Consider the following 14356-nt stretch of genomic DNA (forward strand, 5'->3'; position numbering starts at 1 on the left):
TTCAGCTCTCCTGAATCCGCGCGAACGGCCGTGCCGCTTCGAGTTCGAATGCCAGCTCCAAGAGCAGGCGCTCCCGCCCGAAGTCCGCGGCGAAGTGGATGCCCAACGGCAGTCCGTCCGACGTCCGGCCCAGGGGCAGACTCATCGCAGGTGTACCGGAGGTGTTGTTCGCGGGGGTATAGGCGACGTAGTGCACCAGTCGGTCGAAGATCTCGTCGAAGTCGCCTGCCGGGTCCAGGTATCCGATCCTCGGTGTGGTGTGTGCCAGTGTCGGCGACAGCAATAGGTCGTATCGGTCGTAGACGGTCCGGAACCGTGCGGTGGCCCGCTTGAGTCCGATGATGGTTGACGGCGTACGCCAGAATCCACGCGCAAACCTCCGCGACAGCCCTCGGGTGAAGGGATCGAGGGCATCCGGATCGAAGCCTTTGCCGACCAACAGCTTTCCGGCCCGCTCCATCGAGAACGCGAGCATCGACCAGTAATCGGTGAACTGCCGCACGAATGTCTCGTCGAGCGGGACCGGTGTCGGCTCGACGAGATGTCCCAGCGAAGTGAGCAGGTCCGCGACGTCGGCGATCGCCGCCGACGTGTCGTCGTCGATCGGACGGCCGGTGACCGTGTCGGTGATCATCCCGATTCGCAGTCGCCGCGTGCCCGGACCCTCCACGAGCCCGACGATCGGCATCGCGTCCGGCCGCCGGAAGTGTTCGGCGTCGGCGATGAAATGTGCTGTGTCGCGGACGGTTCTGCTGAGAATGCCGTTGGAGATGATGTCGACCGGGAGAATGCGGCCCGTCTCGGACGGCGCCACCCGTCCTCGACTCGGTTTGAGCCCGACCAGTCCGCACGCTGCCGCCGGGATACGGATCGATCCGCCGCCGTCGTTGCCGTGCGCGATCGGCAGCGCGCCCGCCGCAACCAGCGCGGCCGATCCTCCCGATGATGCGCCGGCGGAATAGTCGGTGTCCCAAGGGTTTCGCGTTGGCGGCCGGTCAACGAACTCCGTCGTGGCCGTGAGCCCGTAGGCCGGCAGCGTGGAGGCACCGACGATGTTGACGCCGGTCGACAGGAACTGCTCGGTGAACGGTTCGTTGCCCTTCGCCGGTAGATCGGGCATCGCCGCCGAGCCGTTGCCCACCGGCAGGCCTTCGAACACGGTGTTGTTCTTGATGATCGACGGCACACCGGCGAACGATCCAGTGGGGAAACGACGGTCGAGGGCACGGTCGCGGGCGCGTTCGCGGTCGTCGACGGCGATCGCGTTCAGATGGGGTTCGACCTTGTCGATCCGGCCCAGCGCGGCCTCGAGCGCGTCGTCGGCCGAGATCTCCCCGGACCGGATCGCGGCGGCCACCCCCACCCCGTCCAGGTCCCCGAGTGCATCATCGCCGAAGGCATGAACGCAGCGCATCAGCCGAGCCTAACGCCCGGCACCGCCCCCTAGCGCGATGCGCTGCCCGATTCGGTCATGCGCATGACATCGGCGGTCAGTGTCTCCGCGTAGGTGTCGTCGAGCGCGAGGCCGAACACCGCATGGTGGTAGAGGGGCGCGATCACATGGTCGAGGATCTGACGCACCGACGGCGTGGCCTCGCCGCGCTGCGCGGCGCGGCCCACCATCTCCTCCGCCTGCTCGCGGCGGATCTCCCAGCACGGGCATTCTTCGACCACATCGTTGCGGGCGAACACCATCGCGCGCAGGTACGCGCGTCGCTTCGGTCTGCCGATGTCGGCGGCGATGATCCGCGACCACTCCGCGAGGTCGTCGTCGAGCACGCCGGTGTCGGGCAACGGCTCACCCTGGGTCAACGCGGCGACGGCCACCTCGCCGAGCAGAGTCTCGATGGAACCCCAGCGCCGGTAGATGCTGGTCGGGTTCACGCCGGCGACCTCGGCGACCTCCGGGATGGTCATGGTGTCGCGCTGCCCGGAACCCACGAGTTGTCCGACCGCGGAGAAGACCGCCGACTGCACACGCGCACTGCGTCCGCCCGGTCGCCGCGCCCTGTCCGCGGAAGCGGAGGGACGCGGGGAGGCGGCGCTGGAACCACTCATACACGCCATTATTGCAAATCGAGTTGCTTTAGCGAAGTCATCTGGCTACGTTGAATCTAACGCAAATGGCTTTGCTTTAGGAGATCTCATGACTCGGCTACACCCACACCGCGCGTTCTGGGTGATCGCAGCCACGTTCGTGATGGTCCTCTTCTCTTCGGCCGCGCCGTCGCCGCTGTATCCCGTCTACCAGGAACTCTGGGGATTCTCGGCGTTCACCTTGACCGCGGTCTTCGCGATCTATGTGGTCACGATGCTGGTCAGTCTGCTCACCGTGGGATCTCTGTCCGACCACATCGGCCGACGACCCGTGCTCGCGGTCGCACTCGCGCTGTTGATCGCGAGCATGATCCTGTTCGTCGTCGCCGACGACGTCGGCGTTCTGATGGCCGCCCGCGCACTGCAGGGCCTCGCCACCGGCGCAGCCATGGGAACCCTGACCGCAACCGTCGTCGACCTTCAGCCGACACCGCGTCTCGGGTCGGCGATCACCGGAGCCGCACCGGCGATCGGTCTCGCCGGCGGCGTCGCGGTCGCCGGGCTGCTCGTCGAGTACGCCCCGGCCCCGCGCTTCCTGATCTACGAGGTGATCCTCGGCCTGTTCGCGGCCCTCCTCATCGCCCTGCTCGTGGTGCCCGAGACGTCCGAGCGCGTGGGCTTCACCTCCCGACGACACCTGGTCACGACCCTGGCCCCGCAGGTACGCCTGCCCGCCGCGGTGCGTGGAGCCTTCTTCGCCGCGGTGCCCGCCCTGGTGGCCACCTGGTCGCTCGGCGGACTGTATCTGTCCCTCGGCTCGTCGGTGGTGGCCCGGGTCTTCGGGGTCGACAACCACGCCGAGGCCGGAGTACTGCTGTTCGTCTTCTTCGCCTCCGCGGCCGTCACCTCGCTGCTGATCACCGGGCGCGAGGCGAGCACCAAACTCGCCTACGGCTACCCGGCGCTCGCCGGCGGCGCGATCATCTCACTGGCCGGTGTGCTCACCGAGACACTGCCGCTCTACATCGTCGGCTCGATCGTGGCGGGCTCCGGATTCGCCGCCACGTTCCTCGGCGCACTCGACAGCATCATCGCCGCAACACCGACACAGCAACGCGGACAGGTTTTCTCATCGGTCTTCGTGGCCAGCTATCTCGCGTTCAGCCTGCCCGCGGTGGTGGCCGGACTGGCTGTGTCGCACATCGGGCTGCAGGAGACCGTCGTTGGGTACGTGGCCTACGTGCTGACGCTGGCGGTGGTCGGTGCGCTCGTGACCGCAGGTGTCCGCCGACGGTCGACGAGGAGGAACGGGTCGGACACGGCAGCCCCAGCGGAGTCCGACCGCACTCTCTCAGCGCGGCGCTGACCCGTCGGCCCGAGCACCGACGATCCGCGCGGCCATGTCCGCCTGGAACTCACCGATCTGCTCGGGCGTCATCGCGCCGGACTCCCGGTACCAACGCGCGACGTCGACGCCCATCGACAGCAGCAACGTCGTGGTCGCCTTCGGGTCGGTGACGTCGAAGACACCGCTCGCGATCCCCGCGTCGACGATCGCGCCGAGCCGCCGGGCCACCTCTTTGCGCATCACCCCGATGGCATCGAGATGCTCCGTCGAGAGCGAGTCCAGCTCGTAGTTGACGACCCTCGACCACACGTGATCGCGGGCGTGATGGGCTGCCAGCGCACCGACCACGGCCCGCAGCCGCGCGGCGGGCGGCTGGGTGGGGTCATCGGCATCATCGATCAGCTTCAGGAACGCGCGGTGCCCGGCGCCAGAGAGCTCGTAGAGCACTTCCTCTTTGGAGCGGAAGTGTACGTAGACCGCCGCCGGGCTCATCTGAGCCCCGGTCGCGATGTCCCGGGTGGTCGTCGCGGCGAACCCCTTGGCAGCGAACGCCTCGACCGCGGCTCTCAACAGCCGAGAGCGAGCCGCCGCGCTGCGGGACGGCTGTTCCACGACTGACACCGGACCGGCTCCGTTCCGTTGACATTGACTTTGCGTTGACATTGACAGAGGCCGCTGGTCGCGGCATAGTGCACGGTATCACTAAGCAAGCGCTTAGTCAGCAGACGCCGGGCCACCGGCACGATCGAGTTTCGCGTCTGCGCCCCACATCCCCTGACCAGGAGTAAGACAGAACTCATGCAGCTGAAATTCAGTCCCGAGGAAGAGGCATTCCGCGATGAGTTGCGGGCCATCTTCGCGAAGGTCCCCGAGGAGATCCGCCGTCGCTCCGAGGCGGGCCAGATGAACTTCCCCGAGGACCTGGTCACCACCACCCGGGTTCTGAACGAGCACGGCGTCGCGGTTCCGGGCTGGCCGAAGGAGTGGGGTGGCCGCGACTGGACCCCCATTCAGAGCCACATCTACCGCGAGGAGATGAGCCTGATGCACGTCCCGGAGCCGCTGGCGTTCAACGCCAGCATGATCGGGCCGGTCATCGCGCAGTTCGCGTCGCAGGAGATGAAGGAACGATTCCTGCCCAAGACCGCGAACCTCGACATCTGGTGGTGCCAGGGCTTCTCCGAGCCCGAGGCCGGTTCGGACCTCGCGTCGCTCAAGACCCGCGCGGTACGCGACGGTGACCACTACATCGTCAACGGCCAGAAGACCTGGACCACGCTCGGCCAGTTCGCCGACTGGATCTTCTGCCTCGTCCGCACCGACCCGGAGGTCAAGAAGCAGGCGGGTATCAGCATGCTGCTGTTCCCGATGGACACCCCGGGCGTGGAGCTGCGACCGATTCAACTGATCGACGGCGGCTTCGAGGTCAACGAGGTCTTCTTCAACGACGTCCGAGTGCCGGTCGAGAACCTCGTCGGCAAGGAGAACGAGGGCTGGACGCAGGCCAAGTTCCTGCTCGGCAACGAGCGCAGCGGCATCGCCCGCATCGGTTACACCAAGACCAAGCTCGCCAAGGCGAAGGAACTCGCCCGCGAGATCACGACGGCGTCCGGTGGCACGCTCCTGGAGGACCCGCTGTTCGCGGCCCGTCTCGCGGAACTCGAGAACGACCTCCTCGCCCTCGAGATGACCCAGCTGCGGGTGGCCGCGTCGTCGGCGGATGGCAAGCCGAACCCGGCGTCGTCGCTGCTGAAGCTGCGGGGCAGCCAGTTGCAGCAGGACGCCATGGAACTGCTCGCCGACATCGCCGGCGCAGACTCGCTGCCGGTCGCCGGCCTGGATGCGTCCGCCGACAACGGCACCGCCGAGATCGCGGCGCCCGAATGGGCGCAGTTGTCCGTCCCGACCTACCTCAACTACCGCAAGGTCAGCATCTACGGCGGATCGTCCGAGGTTCAGCGCCAGATCATCGACAAGGCCGTGCTGGGCCTCTGACGGCCCACCGCCTCAACACTTTTCACGACTCACGAGAACCTGGGAACCTTTCATGGATTTCGAACTTTCCGACGAACAGACGATGCTGCGCGACACCGTGCGCGAAGTGCTGACCCGCAAGTACGACGTCGAGACGCTGCGTAAGGTCACCGACACCGAACTCGGCTGGGACAAGGGGGTGTGGAAGTCGTTGGCCGACATCGGCATCCTCGGCCTGACCTTCCCCGAAGACGACGGTGGCATGGGCGCCGGGCCGGTGGAGTTCACCAGCGTGATGACCGAGATCGGTCGCGCCCTGGCACCTGAGCCCTACCTCGACGCCGTCCTCGTTCCGGGGTCGCTGGTTGCCGCGACCGCCGACCACGACACCCGCGCCGAGCTGCTCGGCGGGCTGGCCTCCGGTGAACTGCTGATGGCGTTCGCCCACCTCGAGGCCGGCGACCGCTGGCCGGGCGCGAAGGTCGCTACCACCGCCACCGACGGCAAGCTCACCGGCACCAAGGTGCTTGTGGGACATGGCGACTGCGCGGACAAGCTGGTCGTGTCGGCACGCACCGACGACGGCGTCGGCCTGTTTCTGGTCGATGCGAACGCCGACGGTGTCACGCGCACCCCATACCGGACGCACGACCGTCGTCGTGGCGCACAGATCGAGTTCGCCGATGCCGCCGCAGTCCGTCTGGGCAGCGGCGACGCAGCGCAGGTCATCGCCGACGCCGAGGTCGGCATTCAGACCGCGCTGTGCGCCGAGGCCGTCGGCGCCATGGAGCGCGCCCTCGACCTCACGGTCGAATACCTGAAGACCCGCAAGCAGTTCGGCGTCACGTTGTCGCACTTCCAGACGCTCACCCAGCGCGCCGCCGACATGTACACCCAGCTGGAACTGGCCCGCAGCATGAGCCTGTACGCGACGACCGCGCTGTCGGACGGCATCTGCGACCCGACCATCGCCTCGCGCGCCAAGCTGCAGATCTGCCGCTCCGGCCGGGCCATCGGCCAGGAAGCGGTGCAGATGCACGGCGGTATCGGCATGACCGCCGAGTACCCGGTCGGCCACTACCTGAGCCGGCTCACCGCGATCTCGCACACTCTCGGCGATGCCGCCGACCACGTGTCGGTCCTGGCACGCACGGTCGGCGACCACGAGATGGTGATGGTCGGCTGAGGTCGATTCACAACTGACCGTCCAGGCCCCTGCCGCCCTTGAAGGGAGTGATCCCCACGGGGTGGCGGGGGCCTGGGCGTTTTCGGGCGCCCTGCACCGCCCCGGATCGCTACTGTTTCTCCCATGGATCAACTGCGCGACAACCTGGGCGACGCGGCCGCCTACAGCCTCATGGGAATCGTGTTGCTGGTCCTCGGATTCGTGGCACTGGACCTCGTGACACCGGGCCGGTTGCGCAACCTGATCTGGCTAGACCACAACCGCAACGCGGTGATGTTGGCGACCGCCCAGGTCATCGGTCTCTCGCTCGTGCTCGTCGCCGGCGCACGCGATTCGGTGGCCCTCGAACTGTGGCGGGGCGTTCTCTACACCGCCATCTATGTGGTGCTCGCGATCGCGGTGATGATGTGGTCGTTCGTTCTCGTGGACTGGTTGACGCCCGGCAAGCTCGGCACCCTGCTCCTTGAAGACGACGGACATCCGGCGGGCTGGATCTGCGGCGCGGTGTTCATCGGGATCGGCGCGGTCATCGGCGCCGCCATCGGGCTGTAGCCGCCGAATCTGATCTTCGGTGTCCGGCTGGATCACCGCTGCGCATCGTCGGATGGATTATCCAGTCGACGGCTGCGAGGCGTGATGCTCGCGGACGTTTCGCAGCGCGCAGTCGCCGTCGGACGCTATTGACTCGCGGACAATTAGCTATTGACCACCAGACAACAAGCTCTTAGTCTCGTGGCAATCGCAAAGCCACTCACCGAGGAGAACAGCATGGCCGCGCCCCTGATCGAGGAATCCATCGTCATCAACGCCTCCGCGGAGGACGTCTGGGCGGTGATCTCCGACCTCAAGCGCATGGGCGAGTGGAGCCCGCAGTGCAAGAAGATGATCGTCCGTGGTGGCAGCGTGGGCCTGGGCACCAAGACCATCAATGTCAACCGGCGTGGCCCGCTCGTGTGGCCGACCACCTCGAAGGTTGTCCGCTTCGCCCCGAACAAGGAGCTGGCGTTCCGGGTCGCCGAGAACCGTACCGTGTGGAGCTACACCATCGAGCCGTCGGAGTCGGGCGTGAAGGTGACCGAGAAGCGGGAGGTCGGCGACGGCACCACCGCGGTGTCGGCGTTCCTGGTCGACAAGGTCATGGGCGGCACCACCAACTTCGAGGCCGAGCTGAAGCTGGGCATGGCCGAGACTCTCGGCAAGATCAAGCGCGCGGCCGAGGCGTCGGCGTCGCGGGCTGCTTGAGCCGGTCCCCGCTGGTGGAGTAGTCCCGAGCCGCTCCTCCCCCGCTGGTCGAGTAGTTCCGAGCCGCTAGGCGAGGGGCGTATCGAGACCTCTTGCCGCACAGGAGGTCTCGATACGCGTTCTCGCCTAGCGGCTCGCCCGCTACTCGACCAGCGGAGGAGGGGGCGGCTCGCCCGCTACTCGACCATCGGAAGAAGGACGACTCGACCAGCGGAAAATGGGCGCTACTCGACCAACGGGTAGAAAGCCCTACTGCTCCGACAGCTTCTGCATCAGGTCGGGCAGGTCGGCGACCGAATCGATGACGTGGTCGGGAACCGGTCCGAACTCGTCACGCTGCAGCGCCCGCAGCGCCTCCTCGCGGAATTTCCCGGTGCGGACCAGAACACCGATCAGCGCGGCCGCCTGCGCGCCGAGCACGTCGTTGTGCATGTCGTCGCCGACCATCACGACCTGGGTCGGCTCGAGCTGCATGATGTCGACCGCGGCGCGGAAACCGAGTGGTGACGGCTTGCCGATCGCCTTGATCTTGCGTCCGCCTGCCTTCTCGAGTCCCTCCAGGTAGACGCCGGTGTCGATGGACAGGCCGTCGGCCGTCGACCATGTCATCGACCGGTGCATCGCGACGACCGGCACCCCGGACACCATCAGCTCGAGCACCTGCGAGAGCGACCGATGGCCGAAGGCGGGTCCGGCGCCGCCGAGGACCACCACCTCCGCATCGGAGGGCTCATCGGTGAGGTCGACGCCCCTCATGTCGTCGGCGATCGGCCCCTCGTTGAGCACCCACACCCGCTTGCCGGGATGGTTGGCGGTCAGATACTCGGCGGTGAGCTTCGCCGCGGTGAGGATCTCCTCGGCCTCGACGTCGAAACCGCAATCGTTGAGCGCATTGGCGATGTCGCTCTGTGACCGCGAGGTCGTGTTGGTCAGGAACATGCGCGGATAACCCCGCTCGTACAGCTCGGTGACCGCGTCGACCGCTCCCGGCAGCGCTTTCCACGAGGTGACCATCACCCCGTCGATGTCGAGCAGCAAACCGAGCGCCATAGTCCAAAGTTAGTCCCGTCGGCGGCACCCTGCACGGCCGACGGGCCGGGATGGCATGCTGTGCGCATGCGATCGGTGTCCGAACACCAGACCGTCGTCGCCGCCCTGTTCGGCGATCCCACGCCCCGGACCGTCCCGGTCGTCGAGGCCCTCGGATCCGTCATGGCGTCCGACGTCGTCGCACCGCTCGGGCTGCCCGGTTTCGACAATTCCGCGATGGACGGCTATGCGGTGCGCTCCGCCGAAACACACTCGGCCACACAGGAATCGCCGATCGCGCTGCCGGTGGCCCACGACATACCGGCAGGTCGGACCGATCACCTGACGCTGGCGCCGGGAACGGCCGCGCGCATCATGACCGGCGCACCGATGCCGGTGGGCGCCGACGCCGTGGTCCCGGTCGAGATGACCGATGGCGGCGTCGAGGAGGTGCGCATCCGCACCGCGGTACCCGAGGGCAAGCACATCCGCCTCGCCGGCTCCGACATCACCGCCGGGGAGCCTGCCATCCCCGCCGGCACCAGGCTCGGTGCCCCGCAGGTCGGGCTGCTGGCCGCGCTCGGCATCACCGAGGTGGCCGTCATGCGACGGCTGCGGGTCGTCGTGCTGTCCACTGGTTCCGAGCTCGTCACACCGGGCGAGCCGTTGAGCCACGGCCAGATCTACGAATCCAACGGACCGATGCTGACCGCGGCAGCCACTGAGGCGGGAGCCGACGCGACCCATCTGCACTACGTGACCGACGATGTCACCGCGTTTCGCGCGAGACTCGACGAGATCAGCAGTTGGGCCGACCTGATCGTCACCTCCGGCGGTGTCAGTGCCGGGGCCTTCGAAGTCGTGAAAGACGCGTTGACCGGCGCCGACGACATCGAGTTCGTCAAGGTCGCGATGCAGCCGGGCATGCCCCAGGGCTGCGGCCACTACCCCGGTCCGAACGGTCGTCGGGTGCCGATCATCACGTTGCCCGGCAATCCGGTGAGCTCGCTGGTGTCATTCGAGGTGTTCATCCGGCCGTCGTTGCGCGCCGCGATGGGTCTACCCGATGATCGCCGCCGGCTCACCGCCCGACTCAGCGCCGACGTCCGCTCGCCTGCCGGTAAGCGGCAGTTCCTCCGGGGTGTGCTGTCGGCCGACGACTCCGGGCCGGCCGTCGACCCGATCGGTCCGCCCGCATCGCATCATCTGCGCTATCTCGCCCGCGCCGACGCGCTGATCGACATTCCCGCCGACACCGATGCCGTTGCCGCAGGCTCATCGGTCCAGGTGATCGTGTTGTGAGCCTCCTCTGCGGCGGTCCCGAGGGGCGTCCGACACGGGGTCGGCGCGATCGCACACTCTAAGCTGGTGCCTGTGGGCCATGACGATGCATGTGCCCGGTCGATCGTGCAGGAGGTAGATGGTGGCCAGGCGTCCGCGGCCGAACGGAACGCGCGGCGGAGCAGGTCATCTCGTCGACCTGGCACGTGAGACCATCCCGCCCGTCCACAAGTCGGGCCTGCCGTTCGTCGCAGTTCCCGCAGCGGTGGCCATCGCGGGCCGCCGACACCGGTGGATCGCCCGCCCGGCGGCGATGACCGCAGCCGCCTGCGCGTTGTTCTTCCGTCACCCGCGGAGGGTCCCGCCGACACACGTGGGCGCGGTCGTCGCCCCCGCCGACGGCACGATCTCGCTGGTCGACACGGCGGTACCGCCGCCGGAGGCCGGCCTCGGCGACGACCCGCTGCCCCGGATCTCCACATTCCTCTCCATCTTCGACGTCCACGTCCAGCGTGTTCCGGTCGCCGGCCGGGTCACCTCGGTGACCCACACCCCGGGCGCATTCGTCTCCGCCGACCTGGCCGAGGCCAGCTCGATCAACGAGCGCACCACGATGACGCTGCGGTGTCCGGTGTGCCCCGAGGCCGAACGCGACGTGGCGGTCGTGCAGATCGCCGGTCTCGTCGCCCGCCGGATCGTGTGTGAGCCCACGGTCGGCGACGACCTGCAGATCGCCGACACCTACGGCCTCATCCGCTTCGGCTCGCGCGTCGACGTCTACCTACCCGCGGGAACGACACCGCAGGTCCGGGTCGGACAGCGCGCCGTCGGCGGCGAGACCCTGTTCGCGACCCTCGGCTGAGCCATGGCCACGACCCGACGGCCCGAGCGCCCCACGTCGCATCGCACGCCGACCGCGCACCCGACCCGCGGCACCCGCACGACAGTCACGACGGCGGCACAACCCGAGCGGAACCGTTTGCGCGGGCCGGCGGCGGCCGGTCGCCTGTTCGTCCCGTCGGCCCTGACGATCCTGGCGATCTGTGCCGGCCTGACCGCGGTACGGGTGGCCGACGGCGGTCAGATCGACCTGGCGATGGCTCTGGTCGTGGCGGCGGCGCTGCTCGACGGCATCGACGGCCGGGTCGCCCGGATGATGGGGGCCACCACGCGGATCGGCGCCGAGATCGACTCCCTCGCCGACGCGATCAACTTCGGCGTCGTCCCGGCGCTGATCGTCTATCTGACGCTCACGCCCGACAAGGACATCGGCTGGGCGTTCGCCTTGATCTATTGCTGCGCGATCGTCTTGCGACTCGCGCGTTTCAACACGATCATCGACGACGACGAGGCACCCGGATACACCCGCGACTTCTTCGTCGGCGTTCCGGCGCCGGCCGCGGCGATCATCGCGCTGCTGCCCATCGGGCTGTCGCAACAGTTCGGTTCCGGCTGGTGGACCTCGCTGCCGGTCGTCGGCGGTTGGCTCGTGTTCGTCGCATTCCTGGCCGTGAGTCGCATCCCGACCGCGTCGCTCAAGACGACGTCCATCCCGCCACGGGCACTCGCCGGTCTGCTGATCCTGGTCGCGATCGGTGCGGCCCTGCTGCTGACCTTTCCGTACACGCTGATGATGATCGCCATCGCGGCCTACCTGCTGCACATCCCGTTCGCCTGGCGCAACCAGCGATGGGTTGCGTCGCGGCCCGAGCACTGGGAGGCCCATCCGTCGGAGCGTCGCGCCGAACGCCGGGCCGATGCGCGCGCACAACCTCGCCGACCGCGTCGCCCGGCTTCGCGCTCACAGGCCCGTCTGGGGTTGCGGCGGCCCACCGGCGGCGAGACGGGTGGTACCGACCGGCCGGGTCCCGCACCGACGACCGAGGAGTCACGTCGATGACCAGCCCCGGACAGCTGACCCTGACCGCGCGCGTCAACACGTCGGCGACGGATGCCCGGCGCGGCATCGTGCGCGTTCACCCGGAAGTCCTCGCCGCCCTCGGTCTGCGGGAGTGGGACGCGGCGTCCATCACCGGGGCTCGGGTGACCGCGGCGGTGCTCGCCGCGGCCGGTCCGGACAACCCGCCCGGCATCGCCCTGCTCGACGACATCACCTTCGCCAACGCCGGGATGCGGGAGAACGCGTCCGTCGTCATCGCCCCGGTTGACGTGCACGGCGCGGGACGGGTAACCGTGTCCGGGTCGGCGTTGGCCGCGGGCACGGTCGACGAGCCGACCCTTCGCCGCGCCCTGTTGGGCAAGGTCGTCTCGGTCGGTGATGCGGTCTCCCTGCTCCCCCGCGACCTCGGGCCGGAGTTCACCGCCGCGCCGGCGACCCGGGCGCTCGCGGTGTCCGTCGGGATCACCTGGACGAACGAACTGCTGACCGTCACCGCCACCGAGCCGGGCGGCCCGGTGAGCGTGCAGACCAACACCGCGGTCCTGTGGGCGGGTCTGGAGGGTGACGACTCGTCGCACCGGTCGGTGTCGACGCCGCTGGGGCCGACGCCGCCGGCATCCACGGCACTGGGGTTCGCGGCGTCGTCGGCCGAGTCGACCCCCTCGCGATCGTCGAGTTCGACAGGGGTGCGGTCGCACCGAGCCCAGGCCGGTCCGCCGGTTCGTCCGGTGTCCACCCTGGTCGGTGTCGACGCACAGGTGAACCGGCTGACCGAATGGTTGGCGATCACGCTGGACGAGCCCGAGGTCTTGCGCACGCTCGGGGCCGCGCCGCGGTTGGGTGTGCTGCTCACCGGGCCGGCCGGCGCGGGAAAGGCCACCCTCGTGCGCTCGGTATGCGCGGACCGGCCGCTGACCGCCGTCGACGGGCCCACCGTCGGCGCGCTGGAGAGCAGCGCCCGCCTGGCCGCGGTTCGGTCGGCGATCGCCGACCTGCGCGACACCGGTGGGGTGCTGCTCATCACCGACGTCGACGCATTGCTGCCGGCACCGCGTGAGTCCGCGGACGCCGACCCCGTGTCCACGCTGATCCTCGACGAACTGCGTGCCGCGATCGACGGCGGCCACGTCGCACTCATCGCGACCACGGCCGAGGCCGTTCGGCTCGACAGCCGGCTGCGGGATCCGTCGCTGTGCGATCGCGAGCTGATCGTCGGGCTCCCCGACTCCGCGACCAGGGCCCGCCTGATGGGTGTCATCCTCAGCGACGTGCCCACCGACGGCCACCTCGACCTCGACATGATCGCTTCCCGCACACCGGGTTTCGTCGCGGGCGACCTCGCCGCACTGGCCCGCGAGGCGGCGCTGCGGGCGGCGGCCCGCGTGACGGGTGCCGCCGACGATCGTCCGGCGCCCAGCTTGCGGACCGATGACCTGCTCGGTGCCCTCGAGGTGATCCGACCGGTGTCCCGGATGGATTCACCCGAGGTGGCCGTCGGGTCGATCACCCTCGACGAGGTCGGCGACATGGTCGAGACCAAACAGTCGCTCACCGAGGCGGTGCTGTGGCCGTTGCAGCACCCGGACACCTTCACCCGCCTGGGCGTCGCACCTCCACGAGGTGTCCTGCTGTTCGGCCCACCCGGCTGCGGCAAGACTTTCGTGGTCCGAGCACTCGCCGCATCCGGCCGGTTGTCGGTGCACACGGTCAAGGGCGCCGAACTGATGGACAAGTGGGTCGGGTCGTCGGAGAAGGCAGTGCGCGACCTGTTCGCCCGCGCCCGCGAGTCCGCACCGTCGCTGATCTTCCTCGACGAGATCGACGCGCTGGCGCCGCGCCGCGGACAGTCCAGTGATTCAGGGGTCGGCGACCGGGTGGTGGCTGCGCTGCTGACCGAACTCGACGGCGTCGAACCGTTGCAGGATGTCGTGGTGCTCGGCGCGACGAACCGGCCCGACCTCATCGACCCGGCGCTGCTGCGGCCCGGGCGACTCGAACGGCTGGTGTTCGTCCCGCCGCCCGACGCCGACGCCCGCACCGAGATCCTGCGTACGGCCGGACGCAACGTGCCGCTGGCCGACGGGGTCGATCTGCGTTCGCTGGCCGACGACCTGGACGGCTACTCGGCGGCCGACTGTTCGGCGTTGCTGCGTGAGGCGGCGTTGTCGGCGATGCGGCGTGACATCGACACCGCCACCGTTTGCCCCGAGGACGTCGACGACGCACGCCGACGGGTGCGGCCGTCGCTGGATGCCGCGCAGGTGGCGAACCTGAAGGCATTCGCGGAGCGGCGGGTTCAATAACCGGGCTCGGGATAACGATGAGTCGGAGGATCTAGCGTAGTCAGTCCTGACGGAAC

The 14356-nt window shown here is 68.6% G+C and carries 13 protein-coding genes; 9 read left to right on the forward strand and 4 right to left on the reverse strand.

The window, feature by feature from the left end; genetic code table 11:
• Position 1 precedes the first annotated feature (1 nt).
• Positions 2-1414, reverse strand: coding sequence for an amidase (locus V1Y59_RS03345; RefSeq protein WP_330503419.1), 1413 nt, complete (start codon positions 1412-1414; stop codon positions 2-4).
• Positions 1415-1443: 29 nt separating this feature from the next.
• Entirely contained in the window at positions 1444-2058 is a 615-nt protein-coding gene (locus V1Y59_RS03350; protein ID WP_330431484.1) for a TetR/AcrR family transcriptional regulator, read from the reverse strand.
• 88 nt (positions 2059-2146) lie between these two features.
• Here V1Y59_RS03350 and V1Y59_RS03355 point away from each other — a divergent pair, with 88 nt between their 5' ends.
• A complete protein-coding gene (locus V1Y59_RS03355; RefSeq protein WP_488803372.1) occupies positions 2147-3403 on the forward strand; it encodes an MFS transporter in 1257 nt (418 codons plus the stop codon).
• Here V1Y59_RS03355 and V1Y59_RS03360 read toward each other — a convergent pair.
• A complete protein-coding gene (locus V1Y59_RS03360; RefSeq protein ID WP_330503420.1) occupies positions 3389-4006 on the reverse strand; it encodes a TetR/AcrR family transcriptional regulator in 618 nt (205 codons plus the stop codon). The genes V1Y59_RS03355 and V1Y59_RS03360 overlap by 15 nt on opposite strands.
• 177 nt (positions 4007-4183) lie before the next feature.
• Between V1Y59_RS03360 and V1Y59_RS03365 the strand changes: the two genes are divergently transcribed.
• From V1Y59_RS03365 to V1Y59_RS03380, 4 genes are all read left to right on the forward strand, one after another.
• Positions 4184-5380 (forward strand): acyl-CoA dehydrogenase family protein, encoded by a 1197-nt coding sequence (locus V1Y59_RS03365; RefSeq protein ID WP_330503421.1) that lies wholly within the window; start codon positions 4184-4186, stop codon positions 5378-5380.
• A gap of 52 nt (positions 5381-5432) precedes the next feature.
• Positions 5433-6545, forward strand: coding sequence for an acyl-CoA dehydrogenase family protein (locus V1Y59_RS03370; RefSeq protein ID WP_330503422.1), 1113 nt, complete (start codon positions 5433-5435; stop codon positions 6543-6545).
• A 123-nt stretch (positions 6546-6668) separates the two neighbouring features.
• Positions 6669-7097 (forward strand): DUF350 domain-containing protein, encoded by a 429-nt coding sequence (locus tag V1Y59_RS03375; RefSeq protein WP_330431489.1) that lies wholly within the window; start codon positions 6669-6671, stop codon positions 7095-7097.
• A gap of 216 nt (positions 7098-7313) precedes the next feature.
• The gene (locus tag V1Y59_RS03380) at positions 7314-7787 is read left to right on the forward strand and encodes an SRPBCC family protein (protein ID WP_330503423.1); all 474 of its coding nucleotides are present in this window, start codon (positions 7314-7316) and stop codon (positions 7785-7787) included.
• A 249-nt stretch (positions 7788-8036) separates the two neighbouring features.
• Here the strand turns inward: V1Y59_RS03380 and V1Y59_RS03385 are convergent, their stop codons facing one another.
• Positions 8037-8837 (reverse strand): HAD-IIA family hydrolase, encoded by an 801-nt coding sequence (locus V1Y59_RS03385; RefSeq protein ID WP_330503424.1) that lies wholly within the window; start codon positions 8835-8837, stop codon positions 8037-8039.
• A 66-nt stretch (positions 8838-8903) separates the two neighbouring features.
• Here V1Y59_RS03385 and moeA point away from each other — a divergent pair, with 66 nt between their 5' ends.
• The 4 genes from moeA to V1Y59_RS03405 all read left to right on the forward strand — a co-directional run bounded on the left by moeA (position 8904) and on the right by V1Y59_RS03405 (position 14300).
• Positions 8904-10118 (forward strand): molybdopterin molybdotransferase MoeA, encoded by a 1215-nt coding sequence (gene moeA / locus V1Y59_RS03390; RefSeq protein WP_330503425.1) that lies wholly within the window; start codon positions 8904-8906, stop codon positions 10116-10118.
• A gap of 121 nt (positions 10119-10239) precedes the next feature.
• Positions 10240-10959, forward strand: coding sequence for a phosphatidylserine decarboxylase (locus tag V1Y59_RS03395; protein ID WP_330503571.1), 720 nt, complete (start codon positions 10240-10242; stop codon positions 10957-10959).
• A gap of 3 nt (positions 10960-10962) precedes the next feature.
• Positions 10963-11997, forward strand: coding sequence for a CDP-alcohol phosphatidyltransferase family protein (locus V1Y59_RS03400; RefSeq protein ID WP_330503426.1), 1035 nt, complete (start codon positions 10963-10965; stop codon positions 11995-11997).
• The gene (locus V1Y59_RS03405) at positions 11994-14300 is read left to right on the forward strand and encodes an AAA family ATPase (RefSeq protein ID WP_330503427.1); all 2307 of its coding nucleotides are present in this window, start codon (positions 11994-11996) and stop codon (positions 14298-14300) included. The genes V1Y59_RS03400 and V1Y59_RS03405 overlap by 4 nt, the downstream gene beginning before the upstream one ends.
• Positions 14301-14356 lie beyond the last annotated feature (56 nt).

The sequence above is a fragment of the Gordonia prachuapensis genome (genome assembly GCF_036350515.1).
Taxonomy (GTDB): Bacteria; Actinomycetota; Actinomycetes; order Mycobacteriales; family Mycobacteriaceae; genus Gordonia; species Gordonia prachuapensis.

Excerpts from the sequence above, each read along its gene's own strand:
- V1Y59_RS03370 (WP_330503422.1), top strand. The coding sequence starts at position 5,433 with ATGGATTTCGAACTTTCCGACGAACAGACGATGCTGCGCGACACCGTG.
- V1Y59_RS03380 (WP_330503423.1), top strand. The coding sequence starts at position 7,314 with ATGGCCGCGCCCCTGATCGAGGAATCCATCGTCATCAACGCCTCCGCG.
- moeA (WP_330503425.1), top strand. The coding sequence starts at position 8,904 with ATGCGATCGGTGTCCGAACACCAGACCGTCGTCGCCGCCCTGTTCGGC.
- V1Y59_RS03355 (WP_488803372.1), top strand. The coding sequence starts at position 2,147 with ATGACTCGGCTACACCCACACCGCGCGTTCTGGGTGATCGCAGCCACG.
- V1Y59_RS03375 (WP_330431489.1), top strand. The coding sequence starts at position 6,669 with ATGGATCAACTGCGCGACAACCTGGGCGACGCGGCCGCCTACAGCCTC.
- V1Y59_RS03345 (WP_330503419.1), bottom strand. The coding sequence starts at position 1,414 with ATGCGCTGCGTTCATGCCTTCGGCGATGATGCACTCGGGGACCTGGAC.
- V1Y59_RS03385 (WP_330503424.1), bottom strand. The coding sequence starts at position 8,837 with ATGGCGCTCGGTTTGCTGCTCGACATCGACGGGGTGATGGTCACCTCG.
- V1Y59_RS03405 (WP_330503427.1), top strand. The coding sequence starts at position 11,994 with ATGACCAGCCCCGGACAGCTGACCCTGACCGCGCGCGTCAACACGTCG.
- V1Y59_RS03365 (WP_330503421.1), top strand. The coding sequence starts at position 4,184 with ATGCAGCTGAAATTCAGTCCCGAGGAAGAGGCATTCCGCGATGAGTTG.
- V1Y59_RS03350 (WP_330431484.1), bottom strand. The coding sequence starts at position 2,058 with ATGAGTGGTTCCAGCGCCGCCTCCCCGCGTCCCTCCGCTTCCGCGGAC.
- V1Y59_RS03400 (WP_330503426.1), top strand. The coding sequence starts at position 10,963 with ATGGCCACGACCCGACGGCCCGAGCGCCCCACGTCGCATCGCACGCCG.